At 65.0% G+C, this 24,090-nt stretch carries 21 protein-coding genes; 12 read left to right on the forward strand and 9 right to left on the reverse strand.

The window, feature by feature from the left end:
• Nucleotides 1-33: 33 nt before the first annotated feature.
• The 3 genes from rarD (at nt 34) to ACTIFE_RS01115 (ending at nt 3,599) form a co-directional block, all read left to right on the forward strand.
• Nucleotides 34-960, forward strand: coding sequence for an EamA family transporter RarD (rarD, locus tag ACTIFE_RS01105; RefSeq protein WP_439527314.1), 927 nt, complete (start codon nt 34-36; stop codon nt 958-960).
• A 338-nt stretch (nt 961-1,298) separates the two neighbouring features.
• The gene (locus ACTIFE_RS01110) at nt 1,299-1,664 is read left to right on the forward strand and encodes an ArsR/SmtB family transcription factor (protein ID WP_439527315.1); all 366 of its coding nucleotides are present in this window, start codon (nt 1,299-1,301) and stop codon (nt 1,662-1,664) included.
• Nucleotides 1,665-1,697: 33 nt separating this feature from the next.
• Nucleotides 1,698-3,599: an ABCB family ABC transporter ATP-binding protein/permease gene (locus tag ACTIFE_RS01115; RefSeq protein WP_439527316.1), complete on the forward strand. Its 1,902-nt coding sequence runs from the start codon at nt 1,698-1,700 to the stop codon at nt 3,597-3,599.
• A 304-nt stretch (nt 3,600-3,903) separates the two neighbouring features.
• Here the strand turns inward: ACTIFE_RS01115 and ACTIFE_RS01120 are convergent, their stop codons facing one another.
• Nucleotides 3,904-5,007 (reverse strand): saccharopine dehydrogenase C-terminal domain-containing protein, encoded by a 1,104-nt coding sequence (locus tag ACTIFE_RS01120; RefSeq protein ID WP_439527317.1) that lies wholly within the window; start codon nt 5,005-5,007, stop codon nt 3,904-3,906.
• A gap of 108 nt (nt 5,008-5,115) precedes the next feature.
• On the opposite strand from ACTIFE_RS01120, the gene ACTIFE_RS01125 reads away from it, so the two are divergent.
• The 4 genes from ACTIFE_RS01125 (at nt 5,116) to ACTIFE_RS01140 (ending at nt 8,470) form a co-directional block, all read left to right on the forward strand.
• A complete protein-coding gene (locus tag ACTIFE_RS01125) occupies nt 5,116-5,556 on the forward strand; it encodes an Lrp/AsnC family transcriptional regulator (protein WP_439527318.1) in 441 nt (146 codons plus the stop codon).
• Nucleotides 5,557-5,807: 251 nt separating this feature from the next.
• On the forward strand, nt 5,808-6,731 hold the full coding sequence (locus tag ACTIFE_RS01130; RefSeq protein ID WP_439527319.1) for a LysR substrate-binding domain-containing protein: 924 nt from the start codon (nt 5,808-5,810) through the stop codon (nt 6,729-6,731).
• Nucleotides 6,732-6,782: 51 nt separating this feature from the next.
• Nucleotides 6,783-7,529: a phosphatidylserine decarboxylase gene (locus ACTIFE_RS01135; RefSeq protein ID WP_439527372.1), complete on the forward strand. Its 747-nt coding sequence runs from the start codon at nt 6,783-6,785 to the stop codon at nt 7,527-7,529.
• 29 nt (nt 7,530-7,558) lie between these two features.
• Nucleotides 7,559-8,470 (forward strand): CDP-alcohol phosphatidyltransferase family protein, encoded by a 912-nt coding sequence (locus ACTIFE_RS01140; RefSeq protein ID WP_439527320.1) that lies wholly within the window; start codon nt 7,559-7,561, stop codon nt 8,468-8,470.
• A gap of 280 nt (nt 8,471-8,750) precedes the next feature.
• Here ACTIFE_RS01140 and ACTIFE_RS01145 read toward each other — a convergent pair whose 3' ends face one another.
• Genes ACTIFE_RS01145 through ACTIFE_RS01155 form a run of 3 tightly spaced genes read right to left on the reverse strand, consistent with a single transcriptional unit; the run spans nt 8,751 to nt 13,960 of the window.
• The gene (locus ACTIFE_RS01145) at nt 8,751-12,266 is read right to left on the reverse strand and encodes an efflux RND transporter permease subunit (protein WP_439527321.1); all 3,516 of its coding nucleotides are present in this window, start codon (nt 12,264-12,266) and stop codon (nt 8,751-8,753) included.
• Nucleotides 12,263-13,366 carry an efflux RND transporter periplasmic adaptor subunit gene (locus ACTIFE_RS01150; protein ID WP_439527322.1) on the reverse strand — a complete coding sequence of 368 codons (1,104 nt, stop codon included), beginning with the start codon at nt 13,364-13,366 and terminating at the stop codon, nt 12,263-12,265. The genes ACTIFE_RS01145 and ACTIFE_RS01150 overlap by 4 nt, the downstream gene beginning before the upstream one ends.
• 36 nt (nt 13,367-13,402) lie before the next feature.
• A complete protein-coding gene (locus ACTIFE_RS01155; RefSeq protein WP_439527323.1) occupies nt 13,403-13,960 on the reverse strand; it encodes a PadR family transcriptional regulator in 558 nt (185 codons plus the stop codon).
• Between the two features lie 586 nt (nt 13,961-14,546).
• Here ACTIFE_RS01155 and ACTIFE_RS01160 point away from each other — a divergent pair.
• The 4 genes from ACTIFE_RS01160 to ACTIFE_RS01175 all read left to right on the forward strand — a co-directional run bounded on the left by ACTIFE_RS01160 (nt 14,547) and on the right by ACTIFE_RS01175 (nt 17,425).
• A complete protein-coding gene (locus tag ACTIFE_RS01160) occupies nt 14,547-14,915 on the forward strand; it encodes a hypothetical protein (RefSeq protein ID WP_439527324.1) in 369 nt (122 codons plus the stop codon).
• A 153-nt stretch (nt 14,916-15,068) separates the two neighbouring features.
• Nucleotides 15,069-15,980: an allantoinase PuuE gene (puuE, locus tag ACTIFE_RS01165; RefSeq protein ID WP_439527325.1), complete on the forward strand. Its 912-nt coding sequence runs from the start codon at nt 15,069-15,071 to the stop codon at nt 15,978-15,980.
• Between the two features lie 72 nt (nt 15,981-16,052).
• Nucleotides 16,053-16,934, forward strand: a complete 882-nt coding sequence (locus ACTIFE_RS01170; protein WP_439527326.1) for a helix-turn-helix domain-containing protein — start codon at nt 16,053-16,055, stop codon at nt 16,932-16,934.
• 143 nt (nt 16,935-17,077) lie between these two features.
• Nucleotides 17,078-17,425, forward strand: a complete 348-nt coding sequence (locus tag ACTIFE_RS01175; RefSeq protein ID WP_439527327.1) for a hypothetical protein — start codon at nt 17,078-17,080, stop codon at nt 17,423-17,425.
• On the opposite strand, the gene pobA is transcribed toward ACTIFE_RS01175, so the two are convergent.
• A complete protein-coding gene (gene pobA, locus ACTIFE_RS01180; RefSeq protein ID WP_439527328.1) occupies nt 17,419-18,588 on the reverse strand; it encodes a 4-hydroxybenzoate 3-monooxygenase in 1,170 nt (389 codons plus the stop codon). The genes ACTIFE_RS01175 and pobA overlap by 7 nt on opposite strands.
• 378 nt (nt 18,589-18,966) lie before the next feature.
• Between pobA and ACTIFE_RS01185 the strand changes: the two genes are divergently transcribed.
• On the forward strand, nt 18,967-19,326 hold the full coding sequence (locus ACTIFE_RS01185) for an endonuclease domain-containing protein (protein WP_439527329.1): 360 nt from the start codon (nt 18,967-18,969) through the stop codon (nt 19,324-19,326).
• Between the two features lie 546 nt (nt 19,327-19,872).
• Here the strand turns inward: ACTIFE_RS01185 and pcaB are convergent.
• From pcaB to ACTIFE_RS01205, 4 genes are read right to left on the reverse strand one after another with little or no spacing between them, the layout of a single operon-like run.
• On the reverse strand, nt 19,873-21,195 hold the full coding sequence (gene pcaB, locus ACTIFE_RS01190) for a 3-carboxy-cis,cis-muconate cycloisomerase (RefSeq protein WP_439527330.1): 1,323 nt from the start codon (nt 21,193-21,195) through the stop codon (nt 19,873-19,875).
• Between the two features lie 3 nt (nt 21,196-21,198).
• Entirely contained in the window at nt 21,199-22,404 is a 1,206-nt protein-coding gene (gene pcaF, locus ACTIFE_RS01195; RefSeq protein ID WP_439527331.1) for a 3-oxoadipyl-CoA thiolase, read from the reverse strand.
• Entirely contained in the window at nt 22,397-23,176 is a 780-nt protein-coding gene (locus ACTIFE_RS01200; RefSeq protein ID WP_439527332.1) for a CoA-transferase subunit beta, read from the reverse strand. Before ACTIFE_RS01200 ends, pcaF begins: the two co-directional genes overlap by 8 nt.
• Nucleotide 23,177: 1 nt before the next feature.
• Nucleotides 23,178-24,041, reverse strand: coding sequence for a CoA transferase subunit A (locus ACTIFE_RS01205; protein ID WP_439527333.1), 864 nt, complete (start codon nt 24,039-24,041; stop codon nt 23,178-23,180).
• Nucleotides 24,042-24,090 lie beyond the last annotated feature (49 nt).

The raw sequence follows: 24,090 nt of genomic DNA on the forward strand, positions 1-24,090 counted from the left end.
CCGGCGCCGGGCATGGCAACAGGTTCCAGGTTCATGGCCTCCGCAACTGGCGCTCCAGGCACTCCCGGCGCTTCTGACGAGACGCGTCTCGGCGTCATTCTCGCCCTCGCGGCCTATGGCATGTGGGGCGTACTGCCGGCCTATTTCAAGCTGCTCGACGGCGTCTCTCCGGATGTCGTCGTCGCCCACCGCATTCTGTGGTCGACGGTCTTCGTCGGCGGCTATCTCGCCCTGCAGGGCCGCATCCCGGAAATCATCGGCATCCTCAAGACGCCGCGGCTCGTCGGACTGCTGTTTGCTTCTGCGGTGCTGATTGCCGCCAACTGGCTGATCTTCGTCTGGGCCATTGGTGAGGCCAAGGTGCTCGACGTCAGCCTCGGCTACTTCATCAATCCGCTGGTCTCGATCCTGCTCGGCCTTGTCATCCTGCGAGAGAAACTCACGCCGGTGCAGGCGCTGGCCGTTGCCATCGCCACCCTTGCGGTGATCCTGAAAACGGTGTTCTCCGGCGGTCTGCCCTGGGTGGCGATCTCGCTGGCGGTCAGCTTTGCCTTCTATGGCTATATCCGCAAGATTACGCCGGTGGGCGCGGCGGCCGGTCTCTTTGTCGAGATCATTCTCCTGATGCCCTTCGCGCTCGGCTATGTGATTTTCTACGCGCCCGAGAGCCTCGATCCGGGCTATTTTGCCAGCACCGGCCAGATGCTGGCGCTGGCCGGCACCGGCATTATCACCGCCGTGCCGCTGATCCTGTTCTCTGGCGCCGCCCGCCGCCTGTCGATGGTGCTCATCGGCCTCATCCAGTACATCGCCCCGTCGATGCATTTCCTGCAGGCGGTGTTTATCTGGGGCGAGCCTTTGCAAATGGCGCAGCTTGGCACCTTCTCGATGATCTGGTTTGCCCTCGCCCTCGTCAGCCTCGATTCCCTGCGCCGCTGGCGGCAATCGCGGGCCGGGTGAGGGGAGAGGGCCGCAAAGCTTTTACCCATGGTGGCAAGAGCCGCAGCCTCGAAGCCCCCCTCCCCCTGGTGGGGAGGGGTAAGGGGTGGGGGGCACGGCAGCCAATTGGATCCCAACCCGTCCGAAACGCGCTTGGTCAGAAACGCAGAATCGGATTTTAGACCGCTCCCCCCACCCCCAAACCCGACCTGGATCGAGCCGACGGTCTCGCTCCGCCTTCGGCCCCCACGAGGGGGAGGGGAGCTGCCAGACCTCACTTCCCGTCTTGAATTATTTGCCTCCTTGGCAAGTCGGCAAAATCATCGTATTTATACGATGAATTTAACGCGGCCCTCGACATGTCCGACCCTGAAAGCACCACCGGCTGCTGCCGCGCGAAGGATCCTGAGGTCCAGCGGCTGGCCGAACTGTTTCGCGCCCTCAGCCATCCGGCGCGCCTCGGCATCCTGGAGGAACTGGCCCGCCGTCCTGACGCATGCTGCGGTGACATCGTCGACTGCCTGCCGCTGGCCCAGTCCACCGTGTCGCAGCATCTGCAGGTGCTCAAGGAAACCGGACTGATCACCTGCGAGGCGCGCGGCCGCACCTGCCGCTACAGCCTCGACTTGGCAACCGTCACGGGCGACCTAACCGCCGCCGCCGCGCTGCTCGCCCGCCTTGCCTCCCTTGCCGGCGCGTCCGCATCCGCATCCGAAAAAGACTGAACCGACCGGCCAAGCCGGCACCAGAGACCCGACATGACCAGCAAGACCCCGAAATCCGCCGCGCCGGCCGTAAAGGTCAGCGCCGACGAAGGCTCCACCGGCGCAACGCTCGTTGCCCTGTGGCCCTACATCTGGCCATCCGACCGGCCTGACCTGAAGATGCGCGTCGTCTGGGCACTGCTGATCCTGGTTGTCGCCAAGATCGTCACGGTGTTCTCGCCCTATTTCTTCGCCTGGGCGTCTGATGCGCTCACCGGCGAGACAGCGGGCCTGCCGGCCTTCCTCGTTGCCCCCGTGATGCTGGTGCTGGCCTACAACGCCGCCCGCGTGCTGGCGGTCGCCTTCAACCAGCTGCGCGATGCGCTGTTCGCCCAGGTCGGCCAGCACGCCGTGCGCGAGCTTGGCAACATCACCTTCGCCCATTTGCACCGCCTGTCGCTGCGCTTCCATCTTTCCCGCCGCACCGGCGGTCTCAGCCGCGTCATCGAGCGCGGCGTGAAGGGCATCGAGGCCATCGTTCGCTTCACCATCCTGAACGGCGTCCCGACCCTCTTGGAATTCGCCATCATGGCGGGGCTGATCTGGTGGCAGTTCGGCTTCTTCTACGTCGTCATCGTCGCGGTGATGATCGTTGCCTATGTCTGGTTCACGGTGAAAACGTCGAACTGGCGCATCGCCATCCGCCGCGAGATGAACGACAGCGACACGGATGCCAATTCCAAGGCGGTCGACAGCCTGCTGAACTACGAGACGGTCAAGTATTTCGGCAACGAGAAAATGGAGGCCGCTCGCTTCGACGTCTCCATGGCTGGTTATGAAAAGGCCGCCGTGCGCACCTGGACCTCGCTCGCCTGGCTCAACTTCGGCCAGTCGGCCATCCTCGGCCTCGGCACCGCCGCCTGCATGGCGCTCTCCGCCATGGCCGTCCTCAATGGCACCCAGACCATCGGCGACTTCGTCCTGATCAACGCGCTGCTGATGCAGATCGCCATTCCGCTCAATTTCGTCGGCTTCATCTACCGCGAAATCCGCCAGGGCCTGGCCGACATCGAATCCATGTTTTCCGTCCTCGCCGTGCCAGCCGAGATCGAGGACAAGCCAGGTGCCAAGGCATTGGCCGTGTCCTCCGGCGCGATCCGCTTCGAGGATGTCACCTTCCATTACGATCCGGACCGCCAGATCCTGAAAGGCCTCACCTTCGACGTGCCGGCGGGCCACACCGTGGCCGTCGTCGGTCCCTCCGGCGCGGGCAAGTCAACCCTGTCGCGCCTCCTGTTCCGCTTCTATGACGTCACCGGCGGCCGCATCACCATCGACGGCCAGGACATCCGCGACATCACGCAGGAAAGCCTGCGCTCGGCCATCGGCATGGTGCCGCAGGACACGGTGCTCTTCAACGACACCATCGCCTACAACATCCGCTATGGCCGCCCCGGCGCCAGCCTCGCGGACGTGCAGGAAGCCGCCCGCATGGCCCAGATCGCGCCCTTCATCGAGACGCTGCCGAAGGGCTTCGACAGCGAGGTGGGAGAGCGCGGCCTCAAGCTTTCTGGCGGCGAGAAGCAGCGCGTCGCCATCGCCCGCACCATCCTCAAGGCCCCGCCGATCCTGATCCTCGACGAGGCCACCTCCGCCCTCGACACCCACACAGAACGCGAGATCCAGACCGCGCTCGACCAGGTGTCGCAGAACCGCACCACGCTGGTCATCGCCCACCGCCTGTCGACGGTCGTCAACGCCGACCAGATCCTGGTGCTGGAAGCCGGCCGCATCGTCGAACGCGGCACCCACGCCGAACTCCTCGCCATGAACGGCCTCTACCACTCCATGTGGAACCGCCAGCGCGAGGCCGACGAAGCCGAAGAACGCCTGCGCGCCGCCCGCGAGGCCGACAAGCTGGGTGTCGTGGTGAGGGGGCAGAAGGCTGGGGAGTGAAGGCCTTCGTTTGAACATCTCGCCGTTTTCGACCCGTCCGGCTTTGGTCTCCCCCCACCCCTTCCCCCTCCCCACCAGGGGGAGGGGAGCTGTGGCGCCGTTCCCTTGTCGCGAGCGACTTGGATGCTGCAGCTCCAGTTCCAGAGCCCCACGGCTCAACCTCTCCGCCCCCCTCCCCCTCGTGGGGAGGGGTAAGGGGTGGGGGGGGGAGAGGTGAGGGGGGACGCCACAAGTGCAGTACTGAAATGACCGACGACCAGGCTCCATGGCGCCCAAAGTTTGGATGCGCTGAAAACCCGCTGTTTCACCCAGCCTTGCGATGCCCGGCTTCGCTCTGCGCATAGGCGCTGCCGAAGCGGTTGGCGAGGAAGCGCTCCAGCGGGATATCCTCCTGCCGGATGAAGCCGGAGCAGGGCAGCAAGCCGTTGGTCAGCATGTCGAGCACGGCGCAGATGCCGCTGGCAGTGGTGATCTGGATGGCGCTGAGCAGCTTGCCGGCCACCACGCCGCTGTAGATCTTGTTTGCGTAGGTTTCCTGCACCAGCCGGCCATTCTGGCGACCGCTAACGGTGACGAAGACGATCACCACGTCCTGCGTCGTCGTCGGCAGGGCGTTTTCGAAAATGTCCTTCAGCACCTCGCGGCGGTGTCGGAGGCCAAGGTCATTGAGCAGCGCCTTCATGATTGCCGCATGGCCGGGATAGCGAATGGTCTTGTAGTTGAGCGTCCGCACCTTGCCCTTCAGCGTTTCACACAGGGTGCCGAGGCCGCCGGAGGTGTTGAAGGCCTCGTAGGCGACGCCGTCGAGGGCGAATTCCTCGCGCTCCTCCAGTGCCGGCACCTCGATCAGGTTGCCTTCGACGATGGCCTCGCAGGGTTCGATATATTCGTTGATGACCCCGTCCGTGCTCCAGGTCAGGTTGTAGTTCAGCGCGTTGGAGGGATATTGCGGCAGGGCGCCGACCCGCATCCGCACAGCTTCCAGTCCGTCGAAGCGCTTGGCCAGATCATGCGCCACGATGGAGATGAACCCCGGTGCAAGCCCGCACTGGGGAATGAAGGCGCTTCCAGACTTGGCCGCGATCTCTTTCACTTGCCGGGTCGAGTCAACATCCTCTGTCAGGTCCAGATAATGCACGCCCGCGGCTGCAGCAGCTTCAGCAATGGTCACCGTGAGGTGGAACGGGGCGGCGGACAGGACGGCGAACTGGCCGGCAAGCACTTTTGCAAGAGCCGCCCCATCGGCAATGTCCAGCGCAACGGTGGTCACCGCCTTGTGCGCGTCAATGCCCGCCAGTTCGGCAGCGGACCTGTCCACGACCGTGACATGGTAGTCGCCGGTTGCAGCCAGAATGCGGGTGATGGTTGAGCCGATCTTGCCAGCTCCGACAACGACTACAGGCTTCATGCTGTCCCCTCCAGGATCATTTCCTGTCAGGATGTGCGAAACACTGGTCGATTCATAGCGTTGAAACGGGCATAATGCCGATCACTTTCGGGCAATATGATGAGCCACATGAGCACTGTGACGATCACCGACGCCGACCGCGCGCTTCTCGACCTCCTCGGCCAGAATGCCCGCATGCCTACGGCGACGCTCGCCCGCCGCCTCGGCCTGTCCCGCACCACGGTGCAGGCCCGGCTGGAGCGGCTGGAGCGGGAAGGCATCATCACCGGCTATGGCGTGCGCCTGTCGGACGAGTATCGCGGCGGCTTCGTCAAGGCGCATGTGCTGATCACTTTGGCACCGAAGTCCCTGCCGCGCGTGACGGCGGAACTCAACGGCATTGCCGAGGTCCGCACGCTGCACTCGGTCAGCGGCACCTATGATCTGATCGCCATCGTCGCTGCCGCTTCCATTGCCGAACTCGATCACCTGATCGATCACATCGGCGCTCTCGAGGGGGTTGAGCGGACCCTGTCGTCCATCATCCTGTCGACGCGCATCCAGCGTTGAATCGCAGTCGATCAGACGTGTCGCGGATCTGCAGCTGCGGTCTGCGCAAGCGCAGCAGGTGCCGCAGACCTTGCCAGGCTGCGTGAATGGCAAGGGCGCGCTCCGTGCGGGCGCGGCGTTCATGGTGGTCGCCTGTGTGCATCATTTGCGTGGCTCCGGATTTGTCTGGTTTTGCTGAAACGACAATCACACATTCGGAGAAATCTGATAATCTGGCTCATATCGATAGAACCTGTCGAAGGTATCGGATAATGCGGCTTGAGGATCTGCGCTTTTTCGTGAGGGCGGCGGCCCTTGGCAGCCTGTCGGCAGCGGGCCGCGAAATCGGACTCTCGCCCTCGGCGGCCAGTTCGCGCCTTGCCGCCCTGGAACGTGACGTCGGCACCCGGCTGGTGCTGCGGACGACGCGCCGGATCCAGACGACAGAAGCGGGGGAGCTGCTGTTGCGCAACGCCGGCGATGCGCTGGAGCTTCTCGACGGGGCCTTGCGGGAAATGGAGGACGGGGCCGAGACGCCGCGCGGCACCTTGCGCATGTCCCTCAACATGTTTTTCGGGCGCAAGCATGTGCTGCCGTATCTGGCCGAGTTTCGCGACCTTTACCCGGATCTCAAGCTGCATCTGGATTTCTCGGACCGGATTGTCGATCTCGTTGCCGAGGGATACGATCTGGCCTTGCGCGGCGCGCCGTTGGCCGATTCCAGCCTGATTGCCCGCCGTCTGGCCGGCAATCCGCGCGTTCTCTGCGCCGCACCCGCTTACATCGCAAGGCGCGGTGCGCCCCGGTCGCCCTCTGAGCTCAAGGACCATGACTGCCTGAGTTTTCGCTCGATGCCGGTCTGGTATTTCGAGGGGCCGGAGGGTGAGATCGCCTTTCCGGTCGAGGCCTCGATCAGCGGCGACAACGGCGACTTTGCCTATGATGCCGCCCGCCTCGGCCTTGGCCTGGCCATCAAGTCGCTGGCCCATGTCTGGGACGACTTGCGCGATGGGCATCTGGTCGCCGTCATGCCGGACTATCCGGTCACCCGCGTCGGCGCCATCTGGGCTGTCGCCCCGCCTGGGCGCTCGATGGCACTCAAGGCCCGTGTTCTGGTTGATTTCCTGCGGGCCAAGTACGGCAACCCCGCTTATTGGGAGGCCGATCACCGGATCCTTGGAGCAACGGCCACTTGAGGCAAATTGAGGGTTCAGTTGCAGGCGCAAAGGCACTAAGAGTGAAGCCGACTGCGGCTACGAAGGCCGCGCCAAGATCAACTGGAACGCCCCATGTCGCTTGTCGATTCCGTCACCAAGGCCTTTGTGCCGATCCACCGCGAAGGCTGGCCCTTCATTGCCATCGCGCTTGCCGCGACGCTGATCCTCGGCTGGTTCATCGAGCCGCTGTTCTGGATCGGCCTCTTCCTGACCGGCTGGGTCTGCTACTTCTTCCGCGATCCGCAGCGCGTCACCCCGGTGCAGGACGGCCTCGTCATTTCCCCGGCCGATGGCATTGTCAGCCAGGTCGGCCCCTGCCGCCCGCCGCTGGAGCTGGACCTTGGCGCTGAACCGATGATGCGCATTTCAGTGTTCATGAATGTCTTCAACTGCCACGTGAACCGTGCGCCCGTCGGTGGCCGCATCCTGCGTGTCGCCTACAAGCCCGGCAAGTTCATCAATGCCGAGCTGGACAAGGCCTCCGAGGACAATGAGCGCAACGGCCTCGTGATCGAGCATGGCGACACCCGCATCGGTGTCGTCCAGATTGCCGGTCTCGTCGCGCGTCGCATTGTCTGCTTCGTGCGTGAAGGCGAGAGCATTACCGCCGGCGAGCGCTTCGGCCTGATCCGCTTCGGCTCCCGTCTCGACATCTACATGCCGATGGGAACCGTGCCGAAGGTGGCACTTGGCCAGACGATGATCGCCGGCGAGACGGTTCTGGCCGATCTGACGGCGGTCTCCGGGTCTGCCCAGCCGCTGACCCGGGTCAACTGACGCGCGCGACGAGAAGGAACACGGAAGGGATGAGCGTGACCCCGCCCTTTGCCAGCTTTGATCCCGGCGATGACAATGGCGGCCGCCGCCGTCCTGGCCGGTTTTCAAAGGTTCCGCTGCGCCTGATCCTGCCCAATCTGGTCACCTTGCTGGCGTTGTGCTCGGGGCTGACCGGCATCCGCATGGCGCTGGAGGGGCGGTGGGAGTTTGCCGTCGGCGCGGTGCTTCTGGCCGCCGTGCTCGATGCCCTTGATGGCCGCGTTGCGCGTCTGCTCAAGGGCACGTCGAAATTCGGTGCGGAACTGGATTCCCTCGCCGACTTCGTCAACTTCGGCGTCACGCCGGCCTTGATGCTCTATGTCTGGCTTCTGAGCGAGGTCAAGTCGCTCGGCTGGATCGCAGCGCTCGCCTATGCCATCTGCGCTGCCTTGCGGCTTGCCCGCTTCAATGCTGCTCTGGATGATCCGGACAAGCCGACCTGGTCGGTGAAATTCTTCACCGGCGCACCGGCTCCTGCCGGCGCTTTGATAGTCTTGATGCCGATCTATCTTGAGTTTCTCGGCATCTTGCCGCACTGGCCCGAGCTTGCCCCCTTTGTCGCGCTCTACACCGTCTGCATCGGCCTTCTGATGATCAGCCGCCTGCCGACCTATTCAGGCAAGAAGGTCGGCACGCGCATTCGCCGTGATCTGGTGCTGCCGTTGTTCGTGCTGGCGGTGCTGCTCGTCGCCCTGACCGTCAGCTATCCCTATCAGATGCTGGCGCTGGCAACGCTTGCCTATCTCGCCTCGATCCCGCTTGCCCTGCGCAGCTACCAGGCCCATGTGCGGGCCGATGCCAGCGGCCAACCCTTGGCCGAGAACTCACCGGACGAGGATGAGGACGATACGCTGGGCGATGGGCCCCAAGTCGATCCGGCACCCGAGCGCAAGCCGGACTGACGCTCCACCCTCAGCTTCAAGACAGAACCACACCGCCGGATCGCTCCGGCGGTGTGGTTGATGGCAAACCCTCTATGGTCATCCCGGACGCAGCGAAGCGGAGATCCGGGACCGGAGAGCCAAGGTCTCTCGGGGTTAACTCATTGAAATACAGAGGCATCGGCTCTCCGGTCCCGGCTCGGCGCTTCGCTAACGCTCAGCTGGGCCGGGATGACGATGGGTGAGCGGGTAATCAAGCTCACCGCCGGATCGCTCCGGCGGTGTTTTTGTTCTGGCAGGATCACTCGGCGGCCAGCGGCAGCTCTATCGGCCGGGGGGCCGGCTCCTTGCGCTCCGGCAGGCTGACCACCGTTGCAGCTGGTGCGGCGGCGACGGCTGCCTCTTCGGCAACAGGTGCCGGCTCCTGCTGTACCGGCTTGCGCCGGACGATCCGCTGGAACGTCTGCACCCAGGTGCTGGGCGCTGCGATCAGCACAGGTACCATGACCAGCGTCAGGATTGTGGAGAAGGCAAGGCCCGAGATCACCGCCGTCGACAGCTGCACCCACCAGATCGCGGTGATCCCGCCGATGGCCGTCACCTGATCAAAGAAGCTGAAATTGATCTGTGTCGCCATCGGCACCAGGCCGATGATGGTGGTGATCGTCGTCAGCATGATCGGTCGCAGGCGCTGCAGCGAGGTCTTGAGGATCGCATCCAGTGTCGGCATGCCGTCGTCGCGGAAGCGATTGAACGTGTCGAGCAGGATGATCGCGTTGTTCACCACGATACCGGCCAGGGCAACGATGCCCGTTCCCGTCATGATGATGGAGAACTTCTGCCCCGTGATCCACATGCCCGCCAGCACGCCGAACACCGACAGCACCACGGTGAGAAGCGTGATGAAGGTCTGGTAGAACGAATTGTACTGGGTGAGCAGGATCAGGAACATCAGGAACAGCGAGGCGACCATCGCCTTCATCAGGAACTCGCCACTTTCCTTCTGGTCCTCATCCGCGCCGCGGAACTTCAGATGCACACTCTCCGGCCAGGTCTGGGTCTTTAGCCAGGTGTCCAGTTCCTTGACCTTGTCATCCGGCAGCATGCCCGACGCCTTGTCGACGGTGGCCTTGAGCATCATCGAGTACTGGCCATCGCGGCGGGTGATCGACGACACTTTCTGCGCCGCCGTTCGTTCGACGAAATTGGCCAATGGCACGAGGCCGAGCGGCGTCTGCAGCCGCAGCTCGTCAAAGCGGTCGAGCGTGCGCTCACTCTCCGGCAGGCGGACGCGGATATCCACCTCGTCCTCGCTGTCGCTTGGCCGGTACTTGCCGATCAGCACGCCATTGGTCACCAGCTGCACCATGCTGCCGACCGAGGCGATGCCGGCCTGGTAGCGTCCGGCCTGTTCGCGGTCGATGGCCAGCTGCCATTCGATGCCGGGCAGGGGACGGTCATCCTCCTGGTCCATCAGCCCGTCCATCTGGTTCATATGCGCCCGAATGCGTGCCACGGTCTGGACAACGGTGGCATAGTCGGTCGAGCGCACTTCCAGCTGCACGTCCTTGCCGGTTGGCGGCCCGCCCTCAATTTTGCGCAGTTCTACCTTGATGCCGGGCAGGGGGGCCGTCCGGTCGCGGATCTCCTGCGAGATCTCGACATAGCTGCGCCGGCAGCAATAGTCCGACAGGTCGAGCTGGATCTCGCCGATCACGTCGGCCGGTTTGCCCTGGATCCCCAGCGCGTTGCCGCCGCCGCCGCCGCCACCGGGAGCGAAGGCCGAGGTCACTGCATTCTCGATGCCGGCGGTCGCCAGGACTTCACGTTCCACATCGGCGACCAGATCCCGCGCTTCGGCAGCCGACAGGTTGCCGCGTCCCGAGATCAACACCACGGCCTGTTTCGGCTCCTCGTCGACGAAGAACTCGACGCCGGCGCTGTTGCTGGAAAAGCCGGTGAAAATCCAGGCGCACAGGGCAATCATGCCACCAAACGCCACAAGCGTTCCGAAGGGATTTCCGGCGAGGAACTTCAGGCTCCGCACATAGACCCCGCCGATGCCGCGCACTTCGCGGACATCGAAGGCGTGGGACCCGGACAGGATCTCCGCCTGGGCCTTGTCCTCGGCCGCCCTGATCGCGGCGCGGGCCTGCGACCAGCGCAGGCCGGGACGCAACACCAGGAATGACAGACCGCCGGCCAGCAGGAAAGCCGCGCCCGCCAGCGGCAGGATCAAGCTGCCATCGAGCACCACACCGAGAAGGGGGGCCTCGACGACCGTCATGGCGGCAAGTCCAGCGAACACCAGTGCCAGCAGAACGGCGGCGTGGCGGGAGATGAAATGCGAGATGCTGGCAAAGATGCCGCCGGTCACGGGAATGAACACCGTCGCGGTCACCAGCGCTGCCGTCAGCACGATGATCACCATGATCGGCAGGTAGCTCATGAACTCGCCGGCGACGCCCGGCCACATCAGCATCGGCAGGAAGGCGGCCAGCGTTGTCGCGGTCGACGAGATGATCGGCCAGAACATCAGCTTGGCGGCGCGGATATAGGCTTCCCGGTCTTCCATGCCTTCCGCGATCTTGCGGTCGGCGTATTCCACCATCACGATGGCGCCGTCGACCAGCATGCCCACGGTCAGCACCAGACCGAACATCACCATGATGTTCACGGTGTAGCCGAGGCCGGCCAGCATCAGGAAGCCGACCATGAAGGAGGTCGGGATCGCAAGGCCCACCAGCAAGGCCGACCGCACGCCGAGCGTTGCGATGATCAGCACCATGACGAGGAAGATCGCCGTCAGGATCGAGGATTCCAGCGAGCCGAGCACCTCGAAGATATTCGCCGACTGGTCGAGCATGAAGTCGACCCGGATCGTCTCGGGCCAGTCCTTGGACGTCTCTTCGACAATCTGGCGCACGGCCGCGTTGTTCTCGATGACGTTGGTGCCGATCCGCTTGGTGATGTTCAGTGCAATCGCCGGCTGGCCATTGACGCGGGTGTAGGATGTCGCATCCTTGAACGTGCGCCGGATCTCGGCCACGTCGCCCAGCGTCACAACGCCTTCGCCGAACTGCTTCAGCGGCAGCGAATAGACATCCTCGGCGGTTTCGACGAGACCAGGCACCTTCACGTTGAAGCGTCCGGCTCCACTGTCCAGAAAGCCTGCGGGCACCAGCTGGTTGTTCTGGGTCAGAGACGTCAGAAGCTCCTGCTGGGTGATCGCGTAGGACTCCAGCTTGCGCGTATCGATCAGGACTTCGAGCAACTCTTCCCGATGACCGGAAAGATCGGCCGAGCGGACCGTATCAATGGACTCGATCTGATCCTTCAGCTTGCGCGCATGGGTATAGAGTGTGCGTTCGGGCACGTTGCCCGAAAGGGTCACGGTGATCGTCGGGGCGAGCGCGAAATTGGTCTCGCTGATCGTCGGCTCGTCGGCTTCAGCCGGCAGTTTCGCCTTGGCCTGGTCCACCTTGTCGCGCACGTCCGACATGGCCTCGTCCTTGTTGAACGAGATGTCGAACTCCAGCACGATGCCGGCATGGCCTTCGGAGGCGATGGCCGTGAGTTCCTTCAGACCGTCGAGGCTGCGCAGCTCCGTTTCCATCGGTCGCACGAGCAGGCGCTCGGCGTCTTCCGGGGAAATGCCCTGCTGGCTGATCGAGACGAAGAACACCGGCACGTCAATGTCCGGGCTGTCTTCCTTCGGAATGCCGATATAGGTGACGGTGCCCGCGATCACGAGCGCCATCATCAGCATGAACACCGTCTTGGGACGGCGCAGGATGGCTTCCAGCATATCGATCATTGGGCTGCCTCCGCCACTTCGGTCACCGGTTCGACGACCTGGCCGTCGCCGACAAAGTCCTGCCCGACGACAATGACCCGAACCACGTCGGGCAGTCCGCCAATCCAGACACCGTCGGACTCGCCCCCAAGAATGGTGACTGGAACGAATTGCGCTGTGTTGTCATCCCGCACGACCCGCAGGCCGACGCGGCCTGCATCATTGAGGGTCAGGATGGCTGGCGAGATCTTGTGCGCCTTTTCCGCCTTCAGCGGCAAGCGGGTCAGCGCTGTGGTGCCGTCGCGGGCAAGACCATCGGCATTGGGAAACTCGATCTCGACGCGGAAGGTCCGGGTGTTCGGGTCTGCCGCCGGCGCAACATAGCGCACTTTGCCTTGCGGGGCGTGTCCCGTGATCAGGTTCACTTCGGCCGCCATGCCGACCTGGATAAGGCCGATGCTGGCTTCCGAGACCTGGCCGATGGCAATCATCGGGTCGGTGTCGACAAGGGTCCCGCAGGCCGAGCCGATGGCGAGATGGTCACCGACTTTCGCCATCGGGCTCTCGACCACGCCGGAGACGGGTGCGCGGATGATCGTCCGCTCCAGTTCCAGTTCCGCTTCCCGCAGCCGCGCGGTCGCCGCGTCAAAGCCCGCCTTCAGCGCGGTCACCCGGTTTTCCGCCGTGAACCCCTTGGAACTCAACTGAGTCGCGGCTTCGAAGTCGATCCGCGCCTGGGTCAGTTGCGCCTGTGCTTCCAGAACCCGTGCTTCGCGGGTGCCGCGATCAAGCACGCAGAGCACATCGTCCTTTGCGACGACCGTGCCTTCCCGGGCCGGGCGTTCGATGATCCGCCCGGTTGTTTCCGCCCGCACCGTGACTTTCGCATGGGCCTCCGTGATGCCGCGAATGTCGAGCACGTTGATCCGGTCGGTTGCCGTCATCTCCCGTACCTTCACCTTGAAGGGGGCATCCTTGCGGCTGTCTTGGCGCTCGGCCAGCGGACGGGCGGCATTCTCGCCGTCGCTGCGGCCACCAACCACCACATCGCCACTCCACATCCAGAAGCCCACCCCTCCGGCAATAAGGGCCGCAAGCACATAGGACATCTTCAGTTGCATAACCTGTACTCCGTCAAACGGAAGAAAAACGCCGTGTCACTCGGCTGCGGCCGGCAGCTGGCACGGTTCTGGTCTGGTCTCGGCGATCTGCTCGAGCTCCGACCGGTTCATTTCGAGAAACTTGAGATTTTGTTCCATGCAGGTGAGGCCGCAATTGATCGTCCAGCGCGTTGCCGGATGGTCGCATTTCTGCGTCATCTCCCTGAGCTGGCTGATTTCGGCGCGGATCTGGTCCATCTGCCGGTCGACGGCCCTGCGCACCGCAGCTGCCCCGACCAGGTCGGCGCACATCGCCACGAGCAGGAAGGGCGAGCGGAAGGTGTCTTCGGCCAGCGGCTCAGACAGGAGCGATTTCAGTTCAGCGCGCCCGGTGTCGGTGATGGAGTAGACCTTGCGGGCGGGTTTGCCCTCCTGCGGCTCGTGCCGCACGGTCACAAGTCCCTCGGCCTCGAGCTTGGCGAGGGTCGGATAGATGGAGCCGAAACCGGCTTCCTCGAAATAGCTGAACTCCCCCTCGGTCGACGCCTTGCGGATTTCATATCCGGTGGCATCGCCAAAGTTGAGGATCGCAAGGCATAATCTACGCACGCTCATGGTTCCAGTTATGCCCCGTATTCGGACGTGGCAGGTGTCCCGCCCGCCATCGCCCGTGTTTCGCCTTTGGTTGCCCTTACGGGCGCGACTGGCGACCGGACCAGCCGGAGCGGACACGTGTCTGTCCCGCCGGCCCGCTTCGCCTTGGATCAACTCCTGAACCGAACCGGTTGCCGCGGTGCTCCGGTCAGGAGGCAACTTGAATTCTGCGTTCCTGCACCCCACGTCTTTGGGGCCGACAGGACCCTTCCGTCGCCGTCAGCACCGACGATCCGGATCGCACGTCCTACGCGATTGACCTAATATCGGATCGATATATATCAAATCAATATAGCTTGGCAAAATAAACAGGCCACGCCCGCCGGGTTTGCTGCGGCTGTGTCGTTCTGCTGCCGGACTGATGTAAATTGCTGTTCTTGCGCTGCTTCGCCGCGCAGCTTTCGCCATTTGGCCCATTGCCGCGCCATCAAAGCTGGCGCATGCTGGCTGAGTGATTTCGGCCTTGTGCTGGCATCACGCAAAAAATGAAAACATCGAACAATCGGTGTTTCCCTGTGCGACCAGACCCGGATCTGGAGGTCCCCTGATGAAGACTGACCTGCCGTTGCTTCAGCGCCATATCGAGCGCGTCCTGCCGGAAAATCCGTTGTTCCGCCTGCTGGCCATCAATGGTGCAGTCGGCGTCCTCGTGTCCTTGCTTGTCTTTGCCGGGCTCTTGATCAGCAATGCCGCCGGCCTGCGCGACCTGATCGCCAACGCCGAGGATCCGGTTGTCCCGGTGGTGCTGCTTGGGTTTGGTCTCATCATCACCCTGGGCTCTGCTGTCATCGGCAGCGCCATCATGATGCTGCCGTCGGACGAGGACACCGGCTCCGGTCGCCGGGACCGCATCGAGGGCGAGTTGATCCCGATCCGCGTGCATGCCCGTGCGCGCCGCCCCCTGTCTCGCGACTGAGACTGCGGCTGATCGGACACCAGACTGGATGGCTGGTCGGGTCTCTGGTCGGCAATCGGATTGCTGGCCATCGGCCGGCCAGCGCATCTGCGTCTTGCCAAACCCGCGCGGGTCAGGTTCCATAGCCTGAATTTGCAGAAGGAATTCAGGCGTATGGACGCATCCTACCCCCGCGACATGGTCGGCTACGGCCGTGCCATTCCCCATCCGCAGTGGCCGGGCGAGGCCAATGTGGCGGTGCAGTTCGTCGTCAATTACGAGGAAGGCGGCGAGAACAACATCCTGCACGGCGATGCGGCCTCCGAGGCCTTCCTGTCCGAGATTGTCGGGGCGCAAGCTTGGCCGGGCAAGCGCCACTGGAACATGGAATCCATCTACGAATACGGCTCGCGCGCCGGCTTCTGGCGACTGTGGCGCATGTTCACCAGCCGCAACATCCCCGTCACCGTCTATGGCGTCGCCACCGCGCTCGCCCGCAACCCGGAGGTGGTCGCGGCCATGAAGGAGGCCGACTGGGAAATCGCCTCCCATGGCCTCAAGTGGATCGAGCACGCCGACATGCCGGAAGAGGTGGAACGCGCCCAGATCCTCGAGGCGATCCGCCTGCATGAGGAGGTGACCGGTTCACGCCCGATGGGCTGGTACACCGGCCGCTGCTCCATGAACACCCGTCGCCTCGTCATGGAAACCGGCGGCTTCCTCTATGACAGCGACAGCTACGCTGACGATCTGCCCTATTGGGTCGAGGGCCCGAACGGCCCGCATCTGGTCATTCCCTACACGCTCGACGCCAACGACATGCGTTTCGCCACGCCCCAGGGCTTCAACACCGGCGACCATTTCTTCGACTATCTCAAGGACAGTTTCGACACGCTCTACCGCGAGGGCGAGGAGGGCAGTCCGAAGATGATGTCGATCGGCCTGCATTGCCGTCTTGTTGGAAGGCCTGGCCGGGCCGCCGCGCTTGCCCGTTTCCTCGACTATGTCGCCGGCCACGACAAGGTCTGGCTCACCCGCCGCATCGACATCGCCTGGCACTGGCACGCCCACCACTCCGCCGGGTGAGAGCACTTGATGGGGCTTTGGGCGGTTCATGTCGGATCGCCCGGCCCATATCCTCCAAACCCTGAGCCCGCCATGCCGTCGCCCGCGTCCCTTCCCAGTTACCACCTCTATGGCGAGACCGAGGGCGCGGCGGAGTTCGACTTCTTTCACATCGAGACCATCCGCGCCCGCTCCCGGGCGCTCGGCTGGCAGCTCGAGCCCCATGCTCACGCCCATCTGGCCCAGGTGCTGCACATCACGCGTGGTGGCGGGCGGCTGGTGGAGGAGGGCGGCGAGCGCGAGATCCGCCCCGGCGGCCTCTGCTTCACCCCGCCGCACACGTTGCATGGCTGGAGTTTCCTGCCCGACACCGAGGGTTATGTCGTCTCCTTCACCCCCGATTATCTCGTCTCTGGCGGCACCACCCGCTCGGAGGCCGAGCAGCGCGCGCTGACCTCCAGCGGCAACACGCTGATCCATCCCGAGGCCGATGGCGCCCGCCTCGGCTTCTACTGCGCCGAGATGGCAGCCGAATTCGACATCGGCCGCCGCCGCCGCGCCCTGTTCCGCCCGCTCGTTGCCCTGACGCTGCTGGTGCTGTTCCCCGGCGAAGGTTCCGCCGGCGCGCCCGATGCCGCCCCCGGCTTTTCGCTGTTCCGCTTTCGCCAGCTGGTTGAGGAGCGCTACCGCCAGGACTGGAACGCCGAGCCCTATGCCGAAGCCATGGGCCTCACCGTGCAGCGGCTCAACCGCTACTGCCGCCTGTTCATCGGCCGCACCGCGTCCCAGGCGGTGCGCGAGCGTCTCATCATCGAGGCGCGCCGCCTGCTCGCCTTTTCCGGCCTCAGCGTGTCTCAGGTCGCCTATGAACTGGGCTTCGAGGATCCGGCCTATTTTTCCCGCGTCTTCCGCAAGGAGACCGGCGAGGCGCCGGCCGACTTCCGTGCGCGCCACCGCGACGACGGCTTGGCATGATCCATACCGCGCCAAATTAACGATGCGTCAACATTAACGATGTTTTAACAATTTGAGTTAATTTCGCGTAAAGGGTGTGGGTTTGGCGGCCTGCCTGCGTTAATCAATAGGGCAGGAGACGAACTGACCGGACCGCGCCCGCCATGAGCCGCCTGCTGACCCTGACGCCCCGCTACGCCGGGATCTATCTGACCGCGATCAATCTGATTCTCGTCGGCTGGCTCGTCGGGCTCGATCCGCGCGCGGTGAACGACGTCGCCCGCTCCGTCGTCCCGGCGGTGGTCGGGCAGGAGACGCTCCAGCTCTCCACTTCGCGACTGGTCCCGTTCAGCGAGCTGTGCCCGCCCTGCACCCGCCTCCTGCGCGATGTGATCGCCTTTGACCGGCAGATCACCGCCGATGCAGAGGCCTACATGACCAGCCTGCTGTCCACTGCGCAGGCCGACACAGCGCTTGCAGACCCGGCACAGGCCGAGGCGTTGGTTCAGTAAGGCAATCCGGCATAATTCTCCGCAAGGCTCGTCTGCGCCGCCTGCGACCCAGCGAGATAGTCCATCTCCGCCTGCTGCATCCGCTGATCGAAGGCGCCTTCCTCCGGAAACCGGTGCAACAGCCGCGTCATCCACCAGGAGAACCGCTCCGCCTTCCAGATCCGCGCCAGCGCCCGCGCCGAATAGGCATCGATCCCGGCCCTCGATTTCTCACGATAGAACTCGATCAGGCCTTCGGAGAGATAGTGGATGTCGGAGGCAGCCAGATTGAGCCCCTTCGCCCCCGTTGGCGGCACGATATGGCCTGCGTCCCCGGCCAGGAACAGCCGTCCGAAGCGCAGCGGCTCGGCGACGAAGCTGCGCAAGGGAGCAATGCTCTTCTCGATCGACGGTCCCGTCGTCATCCGCGCGGCCGCCTCCTCGCCCAGCCGGCGCTTGAGCTCGTCCCAGATCGCGTCATCAGGCCAGGCCTCCAGCGGCGTGTCGAGCGGCACCTGAATGTAATAGCGCGACAGGGCGTGCGAGCGCATCGAGGCCAGCGCGAAGCCGCGCGGGTGGTTGGCATAGATCAGCTCGTGGTCCACCGGCGGCACATGCGCCAGGATGCCGAGCCAGCCGAAGGGATAGACCTTCTCATACTCGGTGATCGCCCCCTTGGGCACGCTCGCCCGCGCCACGCCATGATAGCCGTCGCAGCCGCAAATGAAGTCGCAGGCGATCTCCTGCGTCACCCCGTCCTGCACATAGCTCACCCGTGGCTGGTCGCCGTCGAAGTCGAGCGGCGTCACCGCCTCGGCCTCGTAGATCACCGGGGCATTCCGCGCGGCATGCGCCTGCATCAGGTCCCGCGTCACCTCGGTCTGGCCATAGACCATGACGGAACGCCCAGTCAGCCGCTTCAGGTCGATCCGCAAGGCTGTCTCGCCCACGGCAAGGCGGAAGCCGTCATGCGGCAACCCGATCTCGTGCATGCGCCGGCCCAGTCCGGCGCGCTCCAGCATGTCCACCATGCCCTGTTCCAGCACGCCGGCACGGATGCGCGACAGCACGTAGTCGGCGCTCTTGCGCTCCAGCACCACGCAATCGATGCCGCTCAGATGCAAAAGCTGCGACAGCAGCAGGCCCGACGGCCCGGCTCCAATGATGACGACCTGCGTGCGCACGGGGATCTCCTCCAGAGATACCGGCTGCCCCTCCGCCGCCGGTGAGGGACACTTTCGCCCATGCGCTTTGCCGGCTGAATGGACGATCCGGGCATTCGCTTGGACAATTTCGCCAGCCCTGCCCCGCTCGGCTTCTGACTCATTTCCTGAAGCGCCTGACTCAGTTTCGCAACCACCGGACTCACCACATCAGCTCGCAAAAGCCGCTGCGGAAACAGGGTCTTGTCCAATGAAACGGAATCGGATTGTGACCCGGCTGACTCAATCTGCGAGGCGGCTCAAGTGGATCAGATGACGGGGGTGACCGGATCCGGCAGACTGGATCCCGTCGTGTCAAATGGCCGGTCGCAAGGGAAGGGGAGCCGGAAGAGCCGGATCATGGATAGGACCCGCAAGCGGGCCAGGGACCTGCGCCGCGACCAGACCTTTCAGGAACGCGCGCTGTGGCCGCATCTTCGCGGTTTGAAGGCGCACGGCCTTCATGTCCGTCGCCAGGCACCCATCGGCCCCTACATCGCCGACTTCGCCCTCTTGTCCCATCGCCTCGTCATCGAGATCGACGGCGACAGCCACGGCGCTCCTGGTCAGTCCCGCCACGACGCCACCCGCGACCAGTGGCTCACGTCCCAGGGCTTCACGGTCTGGCGTTTCTCTGCCCGCGACGTCGAACACAATCTGGAAGGCGTCGTCGAAACCATCCTTCTGCGCCTTGGACTGTTTGGCGCGGAGAATGATTGACGTTTGAACCCTCTGGACCCCGCCGAGCCCCCCACCCCCAACCCCTCCCCACCGGGGGGAGGGGGGCTGAAGCGCCGAGGCTGGATCGCCCACGAAATCGAGTTCAGCACTCTGGTGTCAGCGATCCTGGTCCCATGGCACAACCTCTCCGCGCCCCTCCCCCTCGTGGGGAGGGGTGAGGGGTGGGGGGAGCCCCACGCTCAGGCTTAAATGGGACTACGCAGCACGCTAGGCCAAGAGAACTTTCGATCACCGCACCCCTCCGCCCCGCCGAGTTCCCCACCCCCGACCCCTCCCCACCAGGGGGAGGGGGGCTGAAGCGCCGAGGCTGGATCACCCACGAAATCGAAACCAGAGTTCTGGTTTCGCCAGTTCGCGCCCCCATTGGCACGACCTCTCCGCCCCCCTCCCCCTCGTGGGGGCCGAAGGCGGGGCGAGGCCCGTGGCTCGACCCCGGCAGGGGTGAGGGGTGGGGGGAGCCCCACGCTCCGGCCTTCATTGCCTTTGGTTTTGTTCCAGACGGAGTATGGGGTGGGGGGATACCCCTTACCCCCGCCGCAATTCCCCCAGCGCCCGGTCAATCAGCGCATCGGCCGCGCCCATATGCCGGGCGGGGTCCGTGAGGCTGTCCCAGTCAACCGGGGCGAACGTCTTCGCACGGAGGACGTCGATGAGGTGCTGGCCGGAGGCAAGCGCCTCGGCGCAGGCGGTCTTGACGAGGGCTTGCGCCGCGCTGCGCGGCATGTGGTCGGCGAGGGCGAAGCTGGCGGCCTCGGCCAGCATCAGGCCTTGGGCAGCCTCGAAGGTCGCGCGCATGGCCGTTTTGTTGACGCGTAAGTCTGCAACAAGCTCAGCCGCCGTGGCAAGGGCGGCACCTGTCTGCAGAAGCATCGCGGGCAGGTGCAGCTGTTCGATCAGCCAGGCCGCGCCGCTGCGCTCCTGTTCGGCAAGGGCAGCCTGATTGAGCACGCCGGCGAGGCCCCCGGTGCTGCGGGCGAGCGCGATCAGCACTTCGGCCGCCACCGGATTGGCCTTGTTCGGCATGGTCGAGGAGCCGCCCGCCCCGGCAAGGCTGACCTCGCCGATCTCGTTCTGGGCGAGCAGCACCACATCTTGGCCCATCTTGCCGAGACTGCCGGTGATGAGCGCCAGCAGGCTGCCGAGTTCCAGCATCGTGTCGCGCGCCGTGTGCCAGGGCAGGGCCAGGGTCGTCAGCTTCAGCCGGGCGGCAAGCCGTGCCTCGACGTCGAGCCCTTTGTGTCCAAGCGCCGCCAGATTGCCCGAGGCCCCGCCGAGCGAGACGGCGAGAAGCCGGGGGCGAATTTCGTCCAGCCGGTCAAGATGCCGCATCAGCGGCAGCATCCAGCCGGCGACCTTGAGGCCGAAGCTCGTTGGCGTTGCCTGCTGCATCCGCGTGCGCGCGGCGATGGGCGTTGCCCGGTGCGTCTCCGCCAGCGCACCGAGGGCAAGGGCGAGAGCCTTGAGGCGGACCTCAAACAAATCGAGGATCCGGGCGAGGCGCAGCACCAGCGCCGTGTCGACGATGTCCTGGCTGGTCGCGCCCCAATGGACGTAGCCGGCATCTTCCGCTGGCACTGCCTTACGCAGGGCGGCAACGAGGGCGGGAACGGGGACGCCGTCGCGCCCCATGCCTGCCCTGAGAGCCTCAAGGTCCGGCGTCAGCAGCCGGGCGGCATCCGCGATCCGCGCCGCCGCCGCCGCCGGGATCAGGCCGCAGTCAGCCTCCGCCAGCGCCAGTGCCGCTTCCACCTCCAGAAGGGCCGCGACCTCGGCCGGCGCCCCGAGCAGGGCTTCGGTCTCGGGATCGCGGATCAGTCCGGCGAGGAGGCAATCGCGGCTTGAGGACATGGCTCAGACCGCCTCGATGGCGATGGCGATGCCCTGTCCGACGCCGATGCACATGGTGGCCAGCGCCAGCTTGCCGCCGCGCTGCTTCAGCTCCAGCGCCGCCGTGCCGGTGATGCGGGCGCCCGATGCGCCGAGCGGATGGCCGAGGGCGATGGCGCCGCCATTCGGGTTCACCTGCGGTGCATCGTCGTCAAGGCCGAGATCGCGCAGCACGGCAAGGCCCTGCGAGGCGAAGGCTTCGTTCAGCTCGATCACGTCGAAGCTGGCCGGCGACAGGCCGAGCCGGGCGCAGAGCTTGCGCGTTGCCGGGGCCGGGCCGATGCCCATGATGCGCGGCGGCACGCCGGCGGTGGCACCGCCAAGCACGCGGGCAATCGGCGTCAGGCCGTATTTCTCCACCGCCTCGCGCGAGGCAAGGATCAGCGCCGCCGAGCCGTCGTTGACGCCGGACGCATTGCCGGCCGTTACCGAGCCACCGTCGCGGAAGGGCGCCTTCAGCTTGGCAAGGCCGTCCAGCGTGGTGTCGGCGCGCGGGTGCTCGTCCTTGTCGATCAGGATCGGATCGCCCTTGCGCTGGCTGATCGAGACGGGGACGATTTCCCTGGCCAGCCGGCCGTTCTCCTGGGCGGCGACGGCCTTCTGCTGGCTCCGAAGCGCAAAGGCGTCCTGGTCGGCGCGGGAAATGTTGAACTCGGTGGCGACGTTCTCGGCCGTCTCGGGCATCGAGTCGATGCCATACTGCCTCTTCATCAGGGGGTTGACGAAGCGCCAGCCAATCGTGGTGTCGTGGATCTCGGCATTGCGCGAGAAGGCGGTGTCGGCCTTCGGCATGACGAAGGGCGCGCGCGACATGCTTTCCACGCCGCCGGCGATCATGATCTCGGCCTCGCCGCACTTGATGGCGCGGGCCGCCGTGATCACCGCATCCATGCCGGAGCCGCAGAGCCGGTTCATGGTGGTGCCCGGCACGGTGTCGGGCAGGCCGGCGAGCAGGGCGGCCATGCGGGCGACGTTGCGGTTGTCCTCGCCCGCCTGGTTGGCGCAGCCGTAGATCACCTCGTCGAGTGCAGCCCAGTCCACATCCGGATTGCGCGCCATCAGCGCGGCAATCGGCACGGCCGCCAGATCGTCGGCGCGCACGCCGGACAGGCTGCCGCCAAACCGGCCGATCGGGCTGCGCACATAGTCGCAGATGAAGACGTCACGCATCAGAACCTCCTCCATGGGCAGCCTTGGTGCGCGCATGCAGGTCGCGCAGCACCTCAAGCTCCTCTTGCGTCGGGGCAGGGGTCTCGCCCACCTCCGCCGCGAATCTGGCTTTCCAGCCGACCGTATCCGCGACCATCTCGCGGGTCACGCCCGGATGAAGCGAGGTGACGGTGAATTCTTTCGTTTCGGCGTCCGGTTGCCAGATGGCCAAATCGGTGATGAGCCGGGTCGGGCCCTTGGTCGTGACACCATGGTCGGCCCGGTCGGTGCCGCCCTTGCCGTGGCCGAGCGAGGTGACGAAGTCGAGCTTTTCGACGAAGCCCCGGCTCGACTGCTTCATGGTGATGAAGATCTCGCGGCAGGAGATCGCGATCTCCGGCGCTCCGCCGCCACCCGGCAGCCGCACCTTCGGCGTCTCGTAGCTGCCGACGACGGTGGTGTTGAGGTTGCCGAAGCGGTCGATCTGCGCTCCGCCGAGGAAGCCGATGGTGATCCGCCCGCCCTGCAGCCAGTAGCGGAACATCTCCGGCACCGATACGGTGCACAGCGCGGTCTCGCAAAGTTCGCCGTCGCCGATGGACAGGGGCAGCACGTTCGGCGCGGTGCCGATGGTGCCGCTTTCGTAGATGAGGGTGATGTCCGGCGCATGGGTCAGCCGGGCGAGGTTGCAGGCGGCCGAGGGCGCACCGATGCCGACGAAGCAGACATCGTCGTTGGTCAGCGCACGGGCCGCAGCGATGGTCATCATTTCGGTCGGGGTAAAACTGGTCATCTCACGCGGCTCCCGTGGTCTTGAGCGGCGCGACCCGGCCGGCGAACACGTCAGGGCTGACATTGGTCACGTTTTGGGTCATCCAGGACAGGAAAGTGTCGCGGTCTGACGCGATCTTGTCCCACTCGATATAGGCGGCGTTATCGCGCGGATAGACGCCCTGCACATAGGACGGATGCGCCCCGCCAGGCACCTTCACCACCGAGGAGACGGTCCAGGACGGCAGGATGCAGGCATTGGGGCTGGGGCTTGCGAGGTCCTCGACGATCTCCTCGACGGTCACGATGGCGCGCCTTGCCGCCAGCACAGCCTCCTTCTGCACCCCGACAATCCCCTCCAAGAGCACGTTGCCTTTGCGGTCGGCCCGCTGGGCGTGGATCACGGTCACGTCCGGGCGGAGCGCCGGAACGGCGGCCAGTTCCTCGCCAGTGAAGGGACACTTGATGAAGCGGATGTTGGGGTTAACCCGCGTCAGCTCCGCGCCGCGATAGCCACGGAAGATGGCGCAGGGCAGGCCCGACGCGCCCGCCTCATAGGCATTGGCCATGGCCGCGTGGCTGTGCTCCTCGATCTCGATCGGATGCGGCCAGCCGTTTTCCACCGCATCGCGCAAACGGCGCAGGAGGCCGACGCCCGGGTTGCCGGCAAAGGAGAAGATCAGCTTCTTCACGCAGCCCATGCCGATCAGCTGGTCGTAGATCATGTCCGGCGTCATCCGAATCACGGTCAGATCCTTGCGCCCCTGACGGATCACCTCATGCGCGGCCGCATGTGGAATGAGATGGGTAAAGCCTTCAAATGCAACGGAATTTCCGTCCTGGATGTTCTCCGCAACGGCATCGTGCAGGGACTGGATTTTCGCCATGGCTGGTCGCTTCAACTCGTCAGCTTGAGTGGATTGGATTGGGGATCGG

The organism is Pannonibacter sp., from assembly GCF_051860505.1.
Taxonomy (GTDB): domain Bacteria; phylum Pseudomonadota; class Alphaproteobacteria; order Rhizobiales; family Stappiaceae; genus Pannonibacter.